This is a genomic window from Clostridium frigidicarnis (genome assembly GCF_900111985.1).
Taxonomy (GTDB): domain Bacteria; phylum Bacillota; class Clostridia; order Clostridiales; family Clostridiaceae; genus Clostridium_Z; species Clostridium_Z frigidicarnis.
Genome location: NZ_FOKI01000004.1, coordinates 1 through 20,332, shown reverse-complemented (window position 1 = coordinate 20,332; position 20,332 = coordinate 1). Strand labels below are relative to the sequence as shown.

The 20,332-nt window shown below is 27.7% G+C and carries 15 protein-coding genes; 1 reads left to right on the top strand and 14 read right to left on the bottom strand.

The genetic code is table 11. The features are described from left to right. Positions 1 to 91: 91 nt before the first annotated feature. From BM119_RS02995 to BM119_RS02975, 5 genes are all read right to left on the bottom strand, one after another. Complete coding sequence (locus tag BM119_RS02995) at positions 92 to 2,113, bottom strand: PAS domain-containing sensor histidine kinase (protein ID WP_090038779.1); 2,022 nt, start codon at positions 2,111 to 2,113, stop codon at positions 92 to 94. 213 nt (positions 2,114 to 2,326) lie between these two features. Then, positions 2,327 to 4,273, bottom strand: coding sequence for a GTP-binding protein (locus BM119_RS02990; RefSeq protein WP_090038778.1), 1,947 nt, complete (start codon positions 4,271 to 4,273; stop codon positions 2,327 to 2,329). Positions 4,274 to 4,334: 61 nt separating this feature from the next. Next, entirely contained in the window at positions 4,335 to 5,744 is a 1,410-nt protein-coding gene (locus BM119_RS02985) for a sensor histidine kinase (protein ID WP_177199298.1), read from the bottom strand. Then, complete coding sequence (locus tag BM119_RS02980; protein ID WP_090038774.1) at positions 5,734 to 6,378, bottom strand: response regulator transcription factor; 645 nt, start codon at positions 6,376 to 6,378, stop codon at positions 5,734 to 5,736. Before BM119_RS02980 ends, BM119_RS02985 begins: the two co-directional genes overlap by 11 nt. Positions 6,379 to 6,551: 173 nt before the next feature. After that, positions 6,552 to 7,385 carry a metallophosphoesterase gene (locus tag BM119_RS02975; RefSeq protein ID WP_090038772.1) on the bottom strand — a complete coding sequence of 278 codons (834 nt, stop codon included), beginning with the start codon at positions 7,383 to 7,385 and terminating at the stop codon, positions 6,552 to 6,554. Positions 7,386 to 7,836: 451 nt separating this feature from the next. Here BM119_RS02975 and BM119_RS02970 point away from each other — a divergent pair, with 451 nt between their 5' ends. Further along, a complete protein-coding gene (locus BM119_RS02970; protein WP_090038770.1) occupies positions 7,837 to 8,037 on the top strand; it encodes a heavy-metal-associated domain-containing protein in 201 nt (66 codons plus the stop codon). Between the two features lie 644 nt (positions 8,038 to 8,681). Here BM119_RS02970 and BM119_RS02965 read toward each other — a convergent pair. The 9 genes from BM119_RS02965 to hcp all read right to left on the bottom strand — a co-directional run bounded on the left by BM119_RS02965 (position 8,682) and on the right by hcp (position 19,982). Next, a complete protein-coding gene (locus tag BM119_RS02965) occupies positions 8,682 to 10,553 on the bottom strand; it encodes a PTS fructose transporter subunit IIABC (RefSeq protein ID WP_090038768.1) in 1,872 nt (623 codons plus the stop codon). Between the two features lie 26 nt (positions 10,554 to 10,579). Next, positions 10,580 to 11,485: a 1-phosphofructokinase gene (gene pfkB, locus BM119_RS02960; RefSeq protein WP_090038766.1), complete on the bottom strand. Its 906-nt coding sequence runs from the start codon at positions 11,483 to 11,485 to the stop codon at positions 10,580 to 10,582. Then, positions 11,485 to 12,234, bottom strand: coding sequence for a DeoR/GlpR family DNA-binding transcription regulator (locus BM119_RS02955; protein WP_090038764.1), 750 nt, complete (start codon positions 12,232 to 12,234; stop codon positions 11,485 to 11,487). Before BM119_RS02955 ends, pfkB begins: the two co-directional genes overlap by 1 nt. Before the next feature lie 338 nt (positions 12,235 to 12,572). Then, positions 12,573 to 14,465, bottom strand: coding sequence for a CotH kinase family protein (locus tag BM119_RS02950; protein ID WP_242948289.1), 1,893 nt, complete (start codon positions 14,463 to 14,465; stop codon positions 12,573 to 12,575). A 46-nt stretch (positions 14,466 to 14,511) separates the two neighbouring features. Next, the gene (locus BM119_RS02945) at positions 14,512 to 15,201 is read right to left on the bottom strand and encodes a DUF4956 domain-containing protein (protein WP_090038762.1); all 690 of its coding nucleotides are present in this window, start codon (positions 15,199 to 15,201) and stop codon (positions 14,512 to 14,514) included. 18 nt (positions 15,202 to 15,219) lie between these two features. After that, positions 15,220 to 15,906 (bottom strand): polyphosphate polymerase domain-containing protein, encoded by a 687-nt coding sequence (locus BM119_RS02940; protein WP_090038760.1) that lies wholly within the window; start codon positions 15,904 to 15,906, stop codon positions 15,220 to 15,222. A gap of 134 nt (positions 15,907 to 16,040) precedes the next feature. Continuing rightward, positions 16,041 to 17,306: a sensor histidine kinase gene (locus BM119_RS02935; protein ID WP_090038758.1), complete on the bottom strand. Its 1,266-nt coding sequence runs from the start codon at positions 17,304 to 17,306 to the stop codon at positions 16,041 to 16,043. Between the two features lie 5 nt (positions 17,307 to 17,311). After that, entirely contained in the window at positions 17,312 to 17,995 is a 684-nt protein-coding gene (locus tag BM119_RS02930; RefSeq protein ID WP_090038757.1) for a response regulator transcription factor, read from the bottom strand. A gap of 331 nt (positions 17,996 to 18,326) precedes the next feature. Next, on the bottom strand, positions 18,327 to 19,982 hold the full coding sequence (hcp, locus tag BM119_RS02925; RefSeq protein WP_090038756.1) for a hydroxylamine reductase: 1,656 nt from the start codon (positions 19,980 to 19,982) through the stop codon (positions 18,327 to 18,329). Positions 19,983 to 20,332 lie beyond the last annotated feature (350 nt).

Below are 20,332 nucleotides of genomic sequence, written 5' to 3'. Positions count from 1 at the left end.
ATATAATTTATTTCTAAACATATGAAAAGTATTAGTATATAGATATCAGTTATTAACTCATGATACAATATCCAACTAATGCTTTTGATTATTATTCTACTAAATCATATATATCTGAAAATTCCAGGTGAATTTTATCATTTCTTTTCTTTTTGTCATCACCTTCTATTTCTTCACCTTTAGAATCTTCCTCAGTATATTCTATTTTAATATTTGGAAGGTTTACTACAAACTCACTTCCATTTTCTGTTTCATTATCCTCTACATATACTTGACCATTATGTAATTCTACTAATGATTTAACCAAGGCTAAACCTATGCCTGTACCTTCTTTTTTCCTATTAAAAGACTTATCTGTTTGCATAAATCTTTCAAAAATAAATTTTCTAAAATTATGTGGTATTCCTATCCCATCATCCTTTACTCTTATTTTTACATACTCTCCTTCTAATGATATATATACAAGAATATTACCTCCTACTTCGGTAAACTTTATAGCATTAGATAAAAGATTAAGAATTATTCTTTCTATTTTATCTTTATCGCATTTTATATATAGTTCCTCAATCTCTGTATCAAAAACTATATTTATCTTTTTTACCTCTACATATGGCACTACTGATAATGTTATATCCTCTACAAGATTCACTATATTATAATTTTTAAAATCCGTCTTGATAAAACCTGAATCTAATTTTGTAATATCTAATAAGTTATTTACAAGTTTTAGCATTCTATAACAGTTTTGCTTTATTGTTTTCTCATATTTATTATAACAATTCCATAACTCATTATGACCTGATGTTTTAGAATTATTTAAGAGTTGCACGCAAGAATATATTATATGTATAGGAGTTCTAACTTCATGAGAAAGATTTGCAAAAAAATCTGTTCTTATCTTATCATACTCTTTAATTTCGTTATATTTCTCTTTCATAACTTCAAACTCTTGCCTATAACTTAAGTCTCTTGAAACAACAACATGCCCAACTACATTTCCATTTTCATTAGAAATTACACTATGTATTGATTCCATGTTTAATATATTATTATTCTTACATTTTATTTTATGCTCTATAAAACGATTTCTCTTAAAGTCTGCTATATCCAAATAACACTCCTCAGACTTTAATATATGGCTATAAGTTGCACCTATAAGTTCTTTTTTAGAATACCCTAATGTTTTTACAACTGCATTGTTTACGTATACAATTTTATCATGTATATCTATGGTAATTATTAAATCCTTTATATTTTCTGTTACACTTAGAAGCTTATTTTCATTCATAACCAGTTCTTTATTGATTTTTTCATTTTCTTGTACTTTTCTCTTTGTTTCACTAAATAATCCTATTACCAACACTGAAAAACCAATGAAAGTAAATATATTGCATACTTGTTGTAAATTAATGTTGTAACCCGTGAAATATTCTTTTATTGCATACATTCTTCTAATTGTAAAACAATTTATACTACCTATAATTATTGTATATATAATTTCATTTTGAACTACACTTTTTTTTGCCAATAATCCTAGTATAATAAAATAATATATAATTATAAGTATATTTATAATTACAGTTATTTTTCGACTAAATTCTGCGTCTTGATTAAGTCTATACACTACTTCTATTCCTGATAATGCAATACTAAAAAATATTATAGCTATAGATGTAACTATCTTGTTGGTTTCTATAAATTCCGCTGTTTTACTGTTTTTTATAACTGTTAGTGTAATAAGAAATGTTCTTAAAATATACGGAGTTGTCATAGAAATACAAAACATATTTCTTAAAATTCTAAAATTAGTTTGCATAAGGCCCATAAATATATTTTCAGCTGCAAGACTTAAAAAGAGCAAAGTTACTAATAAGAATTCTTGTTTTTTATATATGTAATAATAAATCCAACAACTTGCTACTGATATTATTGATAAAGTTCCATTTATAGCTTTTATATCATATAAAAATTTGCATCTTGGCAAATATATTTTATATGAAAAAAATAACCCAATAATTGACAACGACGAAAATATAACAGTTGAAATTAAAATTATTTTAATTACTTTTTTCATATAAATATTATGTTCATCCCCTGATAAATTTAAATTCATAAAATCCACCCCAGTTAATGGCTATTTTAGATTATTTATTTAGTAGTAATTGAACATAATTATACCATATTTCTATCAATTTTTACATTAATATATAAAAAAGCCTCTATGTTTTCTTAATATTTTTACAATATTAAAATAAATAATATAGTTTTAATATTTATCATTTATACTGCAATTGTAAATACTAAAACCACTGTTATTAAGCTTTTTTTATAAACAATGCATATGTTCCTTTGCCTCAATACCTCTTACAATGAATCCTTGTCCCTCTGAACAAAACACTGAACTTGATGTATATTCTATATCCGCATTTTTATCATAATTTTTATTTTTAATAATTTCTTCTTCATTATGACATAAATCATATCCACCAAAAGCAAGGCTAAGGCTTCCTTTGCCCCTTGTAAAGGAAACAAACTCCATGCCATAATTCATAAAAGTTACTACCGGACCTCTTCCTATTATGATCACTTTGTTATTTATTGTTTTAGGCGTATCAAAAAATCCACTTAATTTTTGTATATCTGATAATACCCTTCCCATACATTCTAATTCTACCTCTATTTTAAAATTATAATAAGGCTCAAGCAATGTATTTTGTGCTTGTTCTAACCCTTGCCTCAAAGCCCTAAAAGTTGCTTCTCTAAAATCGCCACCACATGTATGCTTATTATGTGCTCTTCCTGTTAACAAAGTGATTTTCAAATCCGTTATAGGTGACCCTGTTAATATTCCTCTATGATCCTTCTCATATATATGATACCCTATTAAATTTTGATTTCCTGTAGTTAAGTCATCTGCATGACACTTATTTTCAAATATAATTCCACTATTTCTTTCTAATGGCTCTACGCTAAGGTGTACTTCTGCATAATGTTTTAAAGGCTCAAAGTGTCCATATCCAACCACTTTATTCAATACAGTTTCTTTATATAAAATTTTACATGGTCCAAAATCTATTGATACTTTAAATCTTTCCTTTATAACTTCTTTTAAAATTTCTAATTGTATTACCCCCATTATATTAACCTGAATTTCCTGTAATTTATTATCCCAAGTTATTTTTAAAGCTGGATCCTCTGATTCTAGTATTTTAAAATAACTTAAAACATCTTTTGCATTAATATTTTTATCAAATATAACCTTAGATTTTAAAGTTGGTACCATGTCATAAATTAGGCTATTTTTTAAATTTCCTACCCCATTTCCAGCGATTAAGCTTGATAATCCTGTTACTGCAAATAGTTCTCCTGCAGTTACTTCTTCTACTATCTTAAATTTATTCCCATTGTAAACCCTTATTTGCGTAATTTTTTCACTTTCATTGGTTTCACCAAATGTTAGTTCCTGTCTCACTCTTAATTTTCCACTTATTGCTTTTATATAAGTTATCCTTTTACCGTGTTCATCATTTCTTATTTTATAAACTTTCCCACTAAATTCTTCATCCTCACAATACTCAGTATAAGTAAGACTATGTAAACTCTCTAAAAATGACCTTATACCTTGATCTTGTAATGCTGACCCTGTAAAGCATGGAAAAAAGTTATTTTCTTTAATCATTTTTTTCATAAAATTTATCCATAAATCTTTATTATAGCCATCTTCCATATATTTTTCAAAAAGCATATCATCACGTTCTGCAATAAACTCTATAAAATCTTTACTCATTGTTCCATTATTGAGCTCTTCATTTATAAGAAAAGCATCCTTTGTTAAAGTTGAATTTATATCTTCTAAAACATCACAAATATTTGCTCCAACTCTATCTATTTTATTAATAAATATAAATGTTGGAATTTTATTTTTTCTTAATAAACGCCAAACTGTTTCTGTATGTCCTTGTATTCCTTCAACTGCACTTATTATAACAATTGCATAATCCATAACTTCCATAGCTCTTTCCATTTCAGTAGAAAAATCAACATGGCCAGGGGTATCTATTAGATAATAAGCTGAATCTTTATAATTAAACATACCTTGATCTGAGAATATAGTAATTCCTCTTTCCTTTTCTATATTATGATTATCCAGAAAGGCATTTCTATGGTCTACTCTTCCTTTATTTCTAATACTATTTGTGTGATAAAGTATTTGCTCTGCAAACGTAGTCTTTCCTGCATCCACATGTGCTAATATTCCAATTGTTTTATTCATTATCTTAAGCACCTCAATTAATAATTATATATTTTCTTCCTATTTATCATTATAAATTATGCTAACAACTTTTACTAATAAAAGAGCCTTTTACAAATTCAATATAAAATTCTATTTCATTTTCATTTAAACTTGCCTCATAATTTATATTATTTTTATCTAAAATACTTGATACTATAGATAATCCAATTCCCGTTCCCGATAGCTCCTTATTTCTTGACTCTTCAATTACATAGAACGGCTCCCATAATTTTTTTATATTATTTTCATTTATCCTATAAGTTTTATTTTTTATAGAAAATGAAATTTTTCCCTTATTTATATGATTTATTTTTATATTTATATAACTTCCATCATTATATTTTATTGCATTACTTATTAAATTGTTTAAAACTAATTCTATATGTTCTTTATCTGCATTAACTATACATTGATTTAAACAATCACAGTCTATATTTATCTTTATATCACTATTTTTTAAAATAATATTGTATTTTTCTAAAACTTTATTTAATAATACATTTAAATTGAATAAGGTTTTGTTAACTTTCACTCTTTCAATTTTAGATAGATTCAATAAATTATCCACCATTTTTGATGTACTATCTACTTGTTCTAATATTACATCTGTATATGTACCATCATCTAAACCATCTTTTATTCCTATGGAATATGCCTTAATTAAAGCTAATGGTGTTTTAACTTCATGAGATATACTTGATATTAAAATTTTAAGATTTTCATTTTTTTCTTCTAAATTTTCATGTGCTATCCTAAGATTTTCACTCATTATATTTATACTTTCCGCTAGTTCTTCAATTTCATCCCCGGTCTTTATATTAACTCTTTTAAAATTTAAATTAGAAATATCTTTAGATAAATCTTTTAAGATTTCCAATGGAGATATTATTCTCTTTGAAAAAATTAAAACTAAAATTAAGCTCACTATAAGTGAACCTATTATAAGATAAACATTAAACTGGTTAATTATTTGTACAGCATCATTATTATGGCTAATAGTTGTTCCAACTACCACTAATGTATCCTCTTTATCAAAAAATTTAACTAGAAAACTAGACTTTAATTTTTCTTGATAATACAGTTTATTTACATATTCTTTATTTTCAATATCCTGTAAAACCTCTTCAGTAATCCAGAACTTACTAAGAGTTATTTTTTCCTTTGCTAATTGATTCTTTATATTCTCGTTTAGACTTTCTATATCATTGTCTTTCTTAATAAACAGCATTGTTATATTCTTATTGTCCTCAAAGCTTTTAGAATTTATTTTGAAATCCTCTAAATTCATCTCTTTTGAGTAATCATAAACGTAAGATAACTTACCTTTCATTTTATATAAATAATAATTTGATAATAAATAATTGTTTAAAAAAAACGAAATTCCAAATACAAATATCATCACCATTGTTACCATAACATATAACTTTTTTTGTATTTTATTAATCTTCATATTCAAAACTATACCCCATTCCTCTATGGGTTTTTATTAAATCCCTACCTATTTTATCTCTTAATCTATTTATATGGGTGTCTACAGTCCTTTCTTCCCCAATATAATCTAATCCCCAAACTAGATCTATTAATCTTTGTCTTGATAAAATTTCTCCTTTATAATTACAAAAACACTTTATTAATTGAAATTCTATTTTTGTTAAATTTAAATCTTCACCATTATTAAAGGCTTTGCTACTTTGAAAGTCTATTTTTAATGTATCTAAATTTAATATTTTCTCCACTCTCAGCATTTTTTTAGCTCTTAATATAACTACTCTAGGATCAAAAGGCTTTCTTATATAGTCATCTGCACCAATATTTAATGCCTTAAGTTCATCTTCATTCTCACTTCTAGCTGTTAAAATTATAACCTTACATTTACTTATGTTTTTAATTTCTTTACAAACATCTACTCCACTTATCTTAGGCATCATCCAGTCTAATACTGATATATCTATTTTATTATTATAAAAAATATCTAATGCTTCCTCTCCATTATTAGCCGCGAAAACATTAAACCCCTCTTTTTGAAAATATGTTTTAAGTATAGATGTCATATATTTTTCATCATCTACTATTAATATATTCATAACTTATCTCCTCATCTTACATACTTAATTTAAAGTTATTCTAAGTTAATTGAAAATTTAAATTAAAACACTATAAAGTCATTTTAATTTAATCTTATACCTAATGTCTTAAAATTATTATTTCTTTTCAATAATAAATCTAATAACTAATTATTATAATTAATTTATATATATTAATACTCTATTTCAAATAAAGATATATTAGGTACATTACCAAGTCTTATTGGTAATTTTGTATTTCCAAGACCTGTGTTAACATATAATTTTGTATCTCTCTGGTTATTTAAATTATATAGCCCTCTTGTATATTTTTCCCCATAAGTAGTGCTTTTTAACGGTCCATAAAAAGGTATATATACTTGTCCACCATGACTATGTCCTGATAAAACTAAATCTATATTATAATCTTTAAACTTATCTACATAATCTGGCTCATGAGAAAGCAGTATATTATAATCATTACGCCTTATATTTTTAACTGTTTTTTCTATATTAGGTTTTCCTAAAAGCACATCATCTACACCTAAAATATTAATATTTTTATTTGGAGATACCTTTATACTATGGTTTTCATTAACCAAAACTTTAAATCCTGATTCTTTCATAATATTTTCATAAACCCTTACAGCGCCTCCACCATAATCATGATTTCCATACACCGCATATTTTCCTAACTTAGCATCTATTTTAGAAAGAACATTTGAAATTTCATTTATATTTTCATATTGTGAAGCTACATCTATTAAATCTCCTGTAAATACAACAATATCAGGTTCATTTTCATTAATCTTTTTAACTACTTTTTCTAGCTGGTTTAAAGAAAAAAAATCTCCTAAATGAACATCGCTAAATTGAATAATTTTCACATTACCATTATTATAATTTATATCATTTTTTAATTTAATTTCTTTTTTAATAAGCATTTTAGGTTCTATTTTTATTGAATATACCCATGCAACTACTAAAAAACACAATATTATTAAAGTTAATCTTTTGATAATCTTCATAATTCCATACTCCTATTCTTATGTATACTAACTAATTATATAAATTAATTAGCCTTTAAAAATAATATACTATACCTATATCACATGAATTTCACAAAACAATATATTTTTTATATTAAGCTTATGTAACTTTCTAATACATATAATTCTTTGATTTTATATTAGGCACATGAAATGAAATAAAATAATAAGTCAAAGATGCAATGTATGTTTTGAGTTAGACAAGGAGGTAAGATTACACGAAATAGACTGGCATACTGACTTGTTATTTTTTGAATGTGCCTTAATTAGTCTATTTAATTTTAATATACAATTATTAAGTTATTCTGAAGAATATCTTAAACCTTATTAACAATAATCTTAATTTATAAACATCTAATCCCTAGTATAAAATGAGACTTTATTCTCAATACTAACTTTGAATAAACTTATATTAAGGAGGATTAAATTTATGAATAGAGTCCATTATAATGTAGCAGGTTTAGCAAATAATGAAAGTAAAACTAAAGTTAAAAATGCATTAGATAAAATAACTGGAGTTCAAATGGTTAATGTAGATTTGGCAAGAGGCACAATAGAAGTTGGATTTAACGAACCAGCTAATGAAAATGAAATTAAGTCTTGTATAGAAAACACAGGATATACTATTTAATAAGGAAAGTCATATAAAAATGAAAAAGTGTGGGAATATAAGCAACACAAACTAGCTGGCTACACATATCATTCTAAGTTATAAAAAAGCATCGATGACTAAATTCCAATAACTTGCTTCACTTCAAACAAATTGGAATTCTTAACGTCATCAATGTTTTTTATAACAAGAATGATTAATGTTCGCCAGATAGTTTGCTAACGCTTATATCCCCGCACTTTTAATATATATACTTAACATTTTTTAACATCATTAATTTTATGAATACGTTCAATAATTAGATTTTTCAACTCCATATAATTTTTTTATACCAACACTTATCATTCTATTTTCATTAAAGAATTTTATTATTATAATAATATACAATCGAAAAGAAGGAGTTAAGCAACATGAAATATTTTAAAGTATAAAAACTTCATATGGTTAAATGCCAATAACTTGCTTCACTTCAGACAAATTGGAATTTTTAACGTCATCAATGTTTTTTTATAACAAAAATTATTAATATTCGCCAAATAGTTTGCTAACGCTTATATCCTCACACTTTTAATATACACACTTAACATTTTTTAACAACATAAATAAAACATCATTAATTTCAATATAAATTCAAAAAAGCCGCATTTTAAATGCGGCTTTTTTTATTAATCTACTTTCTTCTTTAATAAACCTAATACAATCATTCCTACTAAAGAACCTATAACTAAAGCTCCAAAGTATCCTAATGGATTAGTTATAACAGGTAATACAAATATTCCACCATGTGGAGCTCTTAATGCACATCCAAATGCCATAGATAAAGCTCCTGCCACTGCTGATCCTACAACACAAGCTGGTATAACCCTTAAAGGATCTGCTGCTGCAAATGGAATAGCACCTTCTGTTATAAATGATAATCCCATTATATAGTTAGTTAATCCTGATTGTCTTTCTCTCTTTGTAAATCTATTTTTAAAGAATGTTGTACATAATGCAATTGCTAATGGAGGTACCATACCACCTATCATAACTGCTGCCATGAATTCAAATTGTCCATTAGCTAAAGAAGCTGTACCAAATACATATGCTGCTTTGTTTATAGGACCACCCATATCTATAGCCATCATTCCACCTAAAACTGCTCCTAATAATATCTTACTACTTTCTCCCATTCCATTTAACGTATTAGTAATACCATTATTAAGTGCCGCAACCGGAGGGTTTATTACGAACACTATAAGTGCTCCTATTATTAATATACCAAAGAAAGGGTATAATAATACTGGTTTTAAGCCTTCTAAACTATCTGGCAATGTTGAAAATAATTTCTTTAATCCTACAACTAAATATCCTGCAATAAAACCTGCCAAAAGTGCTCCTAAAAATCCTGACCCACCTTCATTTGCAAGCATACCACCTACAAAACCTACTGCTAAAGCTGGTCTATCTCCTATACTCATCGCAATATATCCTGCTAATACTGGCAACATAAATCCAAATGCAGTTCCACCTACTGTTTTAAGGAAAGCTGCAAAAGGAGTGTTCATTCCAAAGTTTGCTGGATCTATACTATAATCATCAAATAAGAATGCTAAGGCTATTAATATACCTCCACCAATAACAAATGGTAGCATATGAGAAACTCCATTCATTAAGTGCTTATATATTTGACGTCCTATACTCTCTTTTTCATTTGATTCTTGTATTTCTTCACCTTTACCACTATGATGATATACTGGTGCATTTCCACTAAGGGCTTCATTGATCAAAGCTTCCGCCTTGTGTATTCCATTAGCTACCTTTGTTTGTATAACTCTCTTACCCTCGAATCTTGCCATATCCACTTTTTTATCTGCAGCTACTATAATACATTCTGCATTTTCTATTTCTTCTCTAGTCAAAACATTTTTAGCTCCTCCTGAGCCATTAGTTTCAACCTTTATGGATACTCCCATATCTTTACCCTTGTTTTCTAAGCTTTCTGCCGCCATAAATGTATGGGCTATTCCTGTAGGGCAAGCTGTAACTGCTAATACTCTATATCCTGATTTTTGTTCTTTACTATTCTCTTCATTAAGTTTTTCATTTTCCTTATCATCTATAAGTTTTAAAAACTCGTTCTTATCTTTTACATTTATTAATCTTTCTCTAAACTTTTCATCCATTAGTATAGTTGAAAGTCTTGCTAAAACCTCAAGATGTACATCACCTTTTTCTTCTGGTGCTGCAATCATAAAAAACAACTTTGCTGGCTGCCCATCTAAAGAATCATAATCCACACCATCTTTAACAACCATAGCACTTAACCCAGCATTTTTAACAGCTGTAGTTTTTGCATGAGGTATAGCTATACCATCTCCAATACCTGTTGTGCTTAATGATTCCCTCTCTAAAACTGCTTTTTTATATGATTCTTTATCTTTTAAATTTCCTGTACTGTCCATTAAATTTACTAATTTATTTATAGCTTCTTCTTTTGATTTTATACCATTACTCAATTCTATTCCGCTTTTGTTTAATAAGTCGGTAATTTTCATAATCCTTCCTCCTCTGTACTTTTTATTTAGATAATTTCCTTTAATAATTCTTCTACCTTTTCTTTAGTAGCTAATCCATCTGAAAATGCACTAGCACTTCCTGTAGCTACTCCCATTTTAAATCCATCTTCTAATGTAAAATTATTTAAATAACCAGCTATGAATCCTGCTACCATTGAATCTCCAGCACCAACAGAATTTTTCAAAATCCCTTTTGGCACCCTAGTTTTTAAAACTTCACCTCTGGATGTTACAAAGATTGCTCCATCCCCAGCCATTGATATAAGAACATTCTCTGCTCCCATTTCTCTAAGCTTTTTAGCATAATAAATTATTTCTTCTTCACTTTTTATTTCTACTTTAAATAAATCAGCTAATTCATTGTGGTTAGGTTTTATTAAAAAAGGTTTATATTTTAATACATTTAATAAAAGATCTCCAGTTGCATCAACTATAAATTTTACTTTATGACTTTGAAGCCTTTCCATTATGTTTTCGTATATATCCTTTGGTAAAGTATTAGGGATACTTCCTGCTAATACAAGAATATCTTCATCTTTTAATTTATCTAACTTCTCATATAAAGCATTTAGTGCTTCATTGTTTATATCTGGTCCCATACCATTTATTTCTGATTCTTCACCAGATTTTAATTTTACATTTATTCTTGACATACCCTCATTTAACTTAATAAAATCAGTTTCACATCCAAACTCACTAACTCTTCTCTCAATTTCTCTTCCAGTGAATCCTGCTACATACCCAAGGGCTCTATTATTTACACCTAAATTATTTAAAACTATAGATACATTTATTCCCTTTCCACCTGGATAAATCTCTTCGTAGCTTGTTCTGTTAACTGATCCTATTTTAAAATCTTTAACCCTGACTATATAATCTAGTGCTGGGTTAAATGTTATAGTATATATCACTATTTTGACACCTCCACTATTTCTGTAAATTCATTGTACTTATTATCTTCAATTGTTGTTGTAATTATTGCTGCTTTGTTTATATTTCCAAATGTAACACAACTTATTTCATCAAATTTTGAATTATCAGTTAAAATATATGCATTTCTACATCTATTAATTGCCTCTTCTTTTACTAAAGCTTCTATTATATCAGGAGTTGTATATCCTCTCTCTATAGAAATACCATTAGTTCCAAAAAAACCTTTTGTGAAATTATATTTTTTCAAGCTATTTATAGCTTCTACTCCTATTATTGCTTCTGTTGTCCATTTTATTTCTCCACCAAGTATAAAAACTTTACACTCATTCTCAATAAGTTTCTTAGCATGTTCAATTCCATTTGTTACAAAGGTTGCTCCTTTTTCTCGAATAAAATCTATCATAAGTTCAGTAGTCGTCCCCGCATCTATATATACAAAATCATCCTTCTCTATAAGGCCTGCTGCATATTTTGCAATTTCTATCTTTTCATTTATATTAAGAGTTTGTCTTACTGAAACTTTATCTTCACTTGTCTTTATGATTTTATCTAATATAGTCGCTCCCCCATGAACTTTTTTAAGTTCGCCTTCCTTATGAAGGGTATTTAAGTCTCTTCTAATAGTTGATTCTGATGAGTTTAGTTTTTCAGCTAAATCGCTTACATATACTACAGAATTTTTTTTAAGTTCTTGAAGAATTATTTCATGTCTTTCTTCTGTTAACATTAAAATCACTTCCTTGTCTATATTTATATATTAAACCTTTTCAAAAAGAAAATCAAGCATTTTCATTCAAAAACACTCAAAACCATTCACTTTATCATTCAAGTTCAATCATTTATTATTTTATAGCATTTAAAAATCTTGTTATAAATAACTAATTATGTATCAATATTTTAAATCAATTAAGGTTAATACTCCTAATTGTTATTTATTAAAATTAAAAAATAAAGCTGTATCAAAATAACTTTTGATACAGCTCTATTTTTTTAGTTACAAGTTAGTGATGTTTTTATTCACTCTGTTTATAAAAATCAGCTTCAACTTGTCACTTAAATAAATTTTTAATATCGTTTTCGTTTATATCTTGCTGTAAACACTATTCCTAATATACTAATTAATGTAATTGCAAATAACTCAATAAAATATTTCTTATCAAAACTATTATTAGTATTTTTTGAATTATCCATAGGTTTGAAATTATTTTGTCCAGGTGCTTTTTGTCCTTCTTCTTTATTGTCAACTGCTTTTTCTTCTTGTCCTTTGTTGCCACCCTTTGACATATTCATTCCTCCTAAAGCTGATAGATTTAGATTTGTACTAATTGTTCCATACTCTGTAGATGGTTGTTCTCCATTAAGCTGAGCTTCAATACTATCAGTTCTATCATTAACAAATGTAATTAATTCATTTATAGAATTCTTATATTCATCATAGGTATAAAATGCTGTTGGATCTGTTTTTACATAATCATTAATAAGATTTTGTATTTTAATTACTTTACTTTCAAAAACTCCACTATTAGCATAATCTGAAACCATTTTTTCTAGATAACTATGATACATCTCTTTATACTCATCAACTTCTAATAGCTTTCCTATTAAAGGTGCATCCTCCAGGTTTCCTGTTACTGGTGTATCAATTGGAAAGTTTACTGCCTTTTCTCCTTCATTAATTCCAAAACCTGCAAAAGACATATTTAAATCCCAAGGTATAATCTGACACACTCCATCTTTTTCATAAAGATAGTAATTGTGATACATTCCTCCTGAATAACTATCTAAATTCACCAAAAATGTATTTACTGCAAAGTATTTTAGTACTTCTTCTACATCTAAGTAATTCTCTATATTGGTTCCATCATTTAAATTTTTAATCATATCAATTACTTTTTCAAACTCTTTGTCTGTTGTACTCTTAAATAATGCACTTTCTCTTAAAGTAGAATAATCTGAAAGACTATCACCACTATATTTTAGGTTTGCCCCCCCATTGTCTTTTCCCATGTTAGGCATTCCCTGTCCATTTTTTAAGTTTTCTCCTTTACCCTCTTGATTTACTCCTTCTGGTAATTGTGGCATATTGCCTTCTTGCTGGAGAATTCTTTCTTCATTATTAATGTTTTTTTCTAAATCTTCTTGATTTACCCCTTCTGGCAATTGTGGCATATTTCCTTGTTGCTGAGGCATTCCCTCTCCATTATTAATGTTTTTTTCTATATCCTCTTTATTTACTCCTTCTGGTAATTGTGGCATATCACCTTGTTGTTTAGGCATCATACCATTATTACCATTTTTCATATTTCCTCCACCCATTCCCATAGTTTCTGGTTTATATAAATTGCCTTCTGAAGTTCCAAACTCTTTTTGCAAAAAATTTTTATCAATAACTTCAACGGCTAAATATAATCCCCATTGACTATTATTAAGCTTTATGTTGCTATATGCATATTCTGGTGTAGCTATTCCTAAAGACTCAAATAAGTCATAAGAAAGGTATTCTTTCATATTAGATGTATCATATATATTATTATTAAGCGCTAATTTCTCAATTCCATGATATGTTTGTCCTTCAATGTATTGACCAAAATCAATTTTCAAACTAAACCTATCTGTGGTATCGTCATTTGCAACGGCTGTAAGACTTGAGTTACCCTTAGGCCTTATACCTACGTTGTTAAAAGTTTCTCCATTTATAGTTATATTACAACTTTTATATTCTTCTTTTGTGGCATTTTCTAATAACCACTGCCAATCTTCATCACTTATATCAATATTTACATCCATTACTGAATCCTTGTCTAATACTTCCTCACCAGAAGTTGAAATAGACTCAGAATTTAAAACTAACTTGTCCTCTTCTTTCTTTGGAAGATAATTTATCATTGATACTACAAAAACTATTAATAGTATTGTAGTAGTTATTAAAAGACCTTTATCATGTTTTTCACACTTCACATTATTACACCTGCCTTTTTTCAGCCAGTTAAATTTCAATGCTAAATTAACCCATATAATCTCCGTTATAACTTACTAATACGACATTAGATACTCCACTTACCTTAGAAATCTCGTTTACTAATTCAGTAGTAGTGTCTTTAAGTCTAACCTCCACTGTCATCTCTATACCATTGGAAGGAGAAACCGTTTTAGATTTTACAACATGTTTTTTAACGTTGCTTGAAACTAAATCCATAGCCTTAGCTTCACTCATATCATCATCACAATTAATAACTAATATATAGGGATTATCTATAGTTTTCTTATTAACAAAAATAACCATTACAATACCTATGAAAAGAGATCCTAAAATTGCAAGGGGGATAAGTCCTGCTCCAAGTACTATACCTACACTGATTGACCAAAATAAAAATGCTATATCCAAAGGTTCCTTTATTGCACTTCTAAAACGAACTATAGAAAGAGCACCTACCATACCTAGTGATAAAATTACATTAGATGTAACTGCTAATATAATTAAAGTTGTAACTAATGTAAGTGCCATTAAAGCTACCCCAAAGTTTGCTGAATACATTACACCCTTAAATGTTTTTTTGTAAACCTGCATTATAAATAATCCCATTATAAATGCAAGTGCTAATGCTATTGCCATATCCAAAATTGATACTGAATTTAGTTTTTCAATAAAACTTGATTTAAATATATCTCCAAAATTAATTGCTTGTTGTCCCATTAATTTTTCCTCCTCTAATTATCCATAAATTCTTGATGCTGCGTACTTTGAAATTGCTGTTGCCCTACGATTATTTGTTTGTATTATATCTTGTATTATTTCAGGCAAAAACTCATCATATTTTACTTCTAAAACTATACACCTGCTATCTACCACACCTATTGTTGGTAAATTTTCATTAAATAAATCTGTACTATTAATTCCCGTTCTTATTGATTTATCAAAAGTTATCCTTACATTTCCCACTGGATATATGTACGCTTCCCTAGTATAATCTACTATTGTTTTTGGCTTTAATAAGTCGCCTTTCATTTTTGAATATAATTCAACAAATAGTGGCTTTTCAGAATCATTTAGAAAATTTATATCACCCTTAATTAGCCTTTCACACTGATCTACACTTATTTTTTCACTAACCTTATTACATAATCCATTGATTTTAGATTTCTTTTCTAATCTAATAAAAGAATAATCATCATTATAAAATCTTATACGGAATTTTTCTCTGCGATTTATTCCATTGATTTTTTCCATTAATACTTTATCCCTTAAATTATCAAAGTAAAGACTTCGAATTTTATATTCTCTATGAGAATTAGCATTTTTATCTAAGTGCATAATCTTTCTTAGTCTATTACTTATAGCCACATAATCACACATATTTATATAGTGTTTCATTTCATGTCTAAATTTTGTTTCACTCATAAATCTCACCTCCTGTTCTTAACAATTCTTATTCTAAATCTGAAACCTTAACATTGGCTTAATCATTGTAAACACAAATAAAAGAGAGCTTACACAATATAACTCATGTAAGCTCTCTTATTAGGATAGAATATTTACTTCATTACCTTTGGAACATTTAAAATGAATTCTGTTCCCTTTCCATATTGTGACCCCACTTTGATGCCAATCTCAAGTGTTTTACAAATTGACTTCAATAAACTTAATCCAATTCCACTTCCATTTATATTTTTACCTCTAACATCTGAACTTCTGAAAAAACGATCAAATATACGATTTTTATCCTCATCTTTAATACCAATTCCGTTGTCCTTAACTCTTATTAGAATACTTTTATTTATATCTTCAAAAGTTAAAGTTATTTCTCCTTTTGAGCTTGTATATTTGAATGCATTTTCAATAAGTATTATTGTAGCTCTTCTTATTTTATTATAATCCCATTGTAATTTTATATTATCCTTAGTTTTATTAACATAAAATTTTTTATCTTGCATATCAGCTAAATCCTCATAAAAATCGCTTAAATCCTCTATAAAATCATTTAAGTTCACTTCTGTAATATTTATGCTTGAATCTACATCTTCCTTAGATAGCAATAATAAATCGCTATTTAATTTTTCAAGGGATCTCACTTCACTCATCATCTTTGAAATATGCTCAAAATGAGTATCTATAGTATCTCCCCATGAATTTGCTAAAAGCTCTAATTTCCCTTTAATTACTGCTAATGGTGTTCTCATCTCATGGGAAGCATCTTGTACAAAAAAGACCTGTTTATTATACGCTTCTCTAACTGGCTTTATAATTCTCGATGCTAGATAAGCTGAAAGAATTATGGCGATTATTATAAGCACAATTAAACTTATAACTATAGCATTAGTAAGCTGTTTCATTGACTTTAATTCTGAATTAACATTTATAAATACTTGCATATTATATTGTTTGTTATCAAAACTAGTGCATCTAAACGTATATCCATTATGTTCTATCACCGATATCTTGTTTTTCTCGATTTTCGCTAAATCTGGTAGACTAGTTATATTAAAATAAGCATTGGGACTAATAAAATCTATATTTCCCCGCTCATATACAATAACTATTATATTTGGAGGAATACGTGGTGACTTAGATGGGCCCTTTTCATCCAATATATTGCCTTCATTGCTATTTATACTATTAGGTGAAATTCTCTCCAGCATATCCTTTTGCTGTAATATTTGCCTATCTACATCATTAAATAACCTAGATGAATATAAAGTCTTAGTTATTACAGTAAATATAAATAAACATAAAAATACTATTGTTACACTTATGATAATTATATTCTTCTTGGTCTTATAAAAAATATCTTTTCTCTTCATGTGTTTTAATCACCTACATTCTCATCAAGTATATATCCCATTCCCCGTTTAGTTACAACATATTTATCATATCCAAAAGGTGCAAGTTGCTTCCTTAGTCTACTCATGTACACTTCAATAATTTCTGTTGATGCATCACTATCATATCCACATATGCTATCAAAAATTTGTTCTTTAAAAAGTAACACACCTTTGTTTATGGTTAAATATTCAAGTAATCTATACAATTTTTCATTAAGTTCCAATGGCTCATCATTTATATAAGCTGTTTTAGTTTTCATATCAATATGCATATTTTTAACTTCTAGAAAATTAGGTTTTTTTATTTTACCCATACTTTTAAGTATTGCATTAATACGTACTTTTAATTCTTCCATAAAGAATGGCTTTGTTAAGTAATCATTTGCACCTAAATTAAATGCTTTTAATTTATCTCCTAACTCTTCTTTTGCTGTGAGCACAATTACTCCCGTGTTTAATGCTTTTTTAGATATATAATTTAATACGCTCATACCATCTACCTCTGGTAACATTAAATCTAAAATAACAACATCATAATCATATGCATTTAAATATTCTATAGCATCTCCTCCATCATACACAGCCTCAATATAAGAATCATTTTTAAAATATGCTACTATATTTTTACTTATTTCAATATTATCTTCTACAAGTAATATTTTTATCATATACATTCTCCCCTTATAATAAGCTTTTACTTTAATTATATCTCTTTAAGCTTAATATTAGCTTAATGTTTAATAACCCTATAAATATTATAGGGTATAAAAACTTACTTGTCTTATTTGAAAACTAATTACCTTATTTTATAATGCTTACTATAAATTTTGTATATAAAATCATTGATGAGTAAACGATATGCAATATAATATGGTTTGTAGAGTTTAAAAATCCTAATAGATTGTGAAAAGGTAAAATAACAATTTAAATAATAAAGTTGAATCTACATTAAGATTCAACTTTATTATTTTATATAATTACATTTTCAAAAACGCCCAACTAGCATTGTTGTTTTAATATACTTTTCAAATCATCCTCAGGAGTACTTATTGGTTTTATATCAAATGTTTCAACTAAATATTGAAGTACATTTGGAGATAAAAATGCTGGTAAAGATGGTCCTAAGTAAATGCCCTTTATTCCTAATGATAATAATGCTAAAAGATCGGCTACGGCTTTTTGCTCATACCATGATAAGATAATAGCCAAAGGTAATCCATTAACATCTGTATCAAAGGCATCGCCAAGTGCTGTGGCAATTCTCACTGCTGAATAAGCATCATTGCATTGGCCTACATCTAAAAGTCTTGGTAATCCCGCAACTTCCCCAAAATCTAACTTATTAAATCTATATTTTCCACAGGCAAGAGTTAAAATAATGCAATCTTCTGGAACCATTTTAGCAAAATCTGTGTAATAATTTCTTCCTGGCCTTGCACCATCACACCCTCCTATTAAGAAGAAATGTTTTATTTTTCCTTCTTTAACTAAACTGACTATTTCTTCTGCATGTGAGAGGGTTGCATTATGTCCAAAACCAACTAATATTTCCTTTGGTTCTTCATCTTCTTTAAAACCACCAAGTTCTAAAGCTTTATTTATCATCTCTGAAAAGTCTTTAGTCCCATCGTCTTTTTTCTTTATGTATTTAACTCCATCCCAGCCTACTACACTTGTTGTAAATATTCTATCCTTATAAGTTTCCCTTGGTCTCATAAGACAATTAGTTGTCATTAAAATACATCCTGGTATTCCATCAAACTCAGTTTGTTGATCTTGCCATGCTCCACCATAATTACCAACTAAATGTTTATATTTCTTAAGCTCTGGATACCCATGAGCTGGTATCATTTCTCCATGGGTATAAATATTTATTCCTTTATCTTCAGTTTGATTTAATAACATTTCTAAGTCTTTTAAATCATGTCCTGAAACTATGATAAATGGCCCTTTTTTAATATGTACATTGACTTTATTAGGTGTAGGATTTTTATATATTGTAGTATTGGCCTCATCTAAAGCCCTCATAATATCAACACTTGCTTCTCCTGTTTTCATAACAGTTCTAATTAATTCCTCTTGAGTACATTTATCATTAATTGTGATTTCCAAAGCTATAAAATAAAATTTATCAACCTCATGACTTTTATACCCTAATATTCTAGCTTGATGTCCATACGCACTTATTCCTTTAAGTCCATATATTATTGTTTGTCTCAAAGAACGTACATCTTCATCTATAGTTTGATCATACATTATTCCCGCTTTTACAGCATCTTTAAGCATTTGTTCTTTAGTGTCACTTAAGTTATACAAAGCTGCTTCTCTAGAACATTCATATCCTTTAGTCTTTGATCTTAAATCTTCCTTTAGTTTTTGTGATTCCTTAAGTAAATCAACATGAACGTCTGCATCAAAGTTTACATTAGTTAAAGTTGTAAACAATGAATTTTCTACAAATTCAACAATATTTTCATCGACTTTTTCTCCATTATCTAAGATATACTTAGCATAACAACTTATACCTTTTACCTGATATATTAATAAATCTTGCAATGCAGCTATTTCAGGTGTTTTTCCGCACACACCCATCTTAGTACATCCCTTACCACCTACTGTCTGTTCACATTGATAACAAAACATTTTATTTTCCATATAAACCCTCCTAAAATATAAATAAATCTCACTATTATTTGTTCCTCATTAAGAAGTTTATATACATATAAAAACAGGTGTTGTAATTATTTTCTCATTACAGCACCTGCTTTTTCTTACAATTAGCTATTAATACTAAAACTATCTGTTATATCAAAATTATATATTACATATAAAATATTCTTCAATAATAACTTTTCATTTTTTTCTTCTAATTAAACTAATATATTTTTTTATTTCCCCCTATATATAAATACGATCTGTTAAGTTATATGAACATTGATCTTCTCAACCTAAGGAAATACAATAAGTTTGCGAAACAAAATAATACCCCCTTAAAAGGAGAGAAG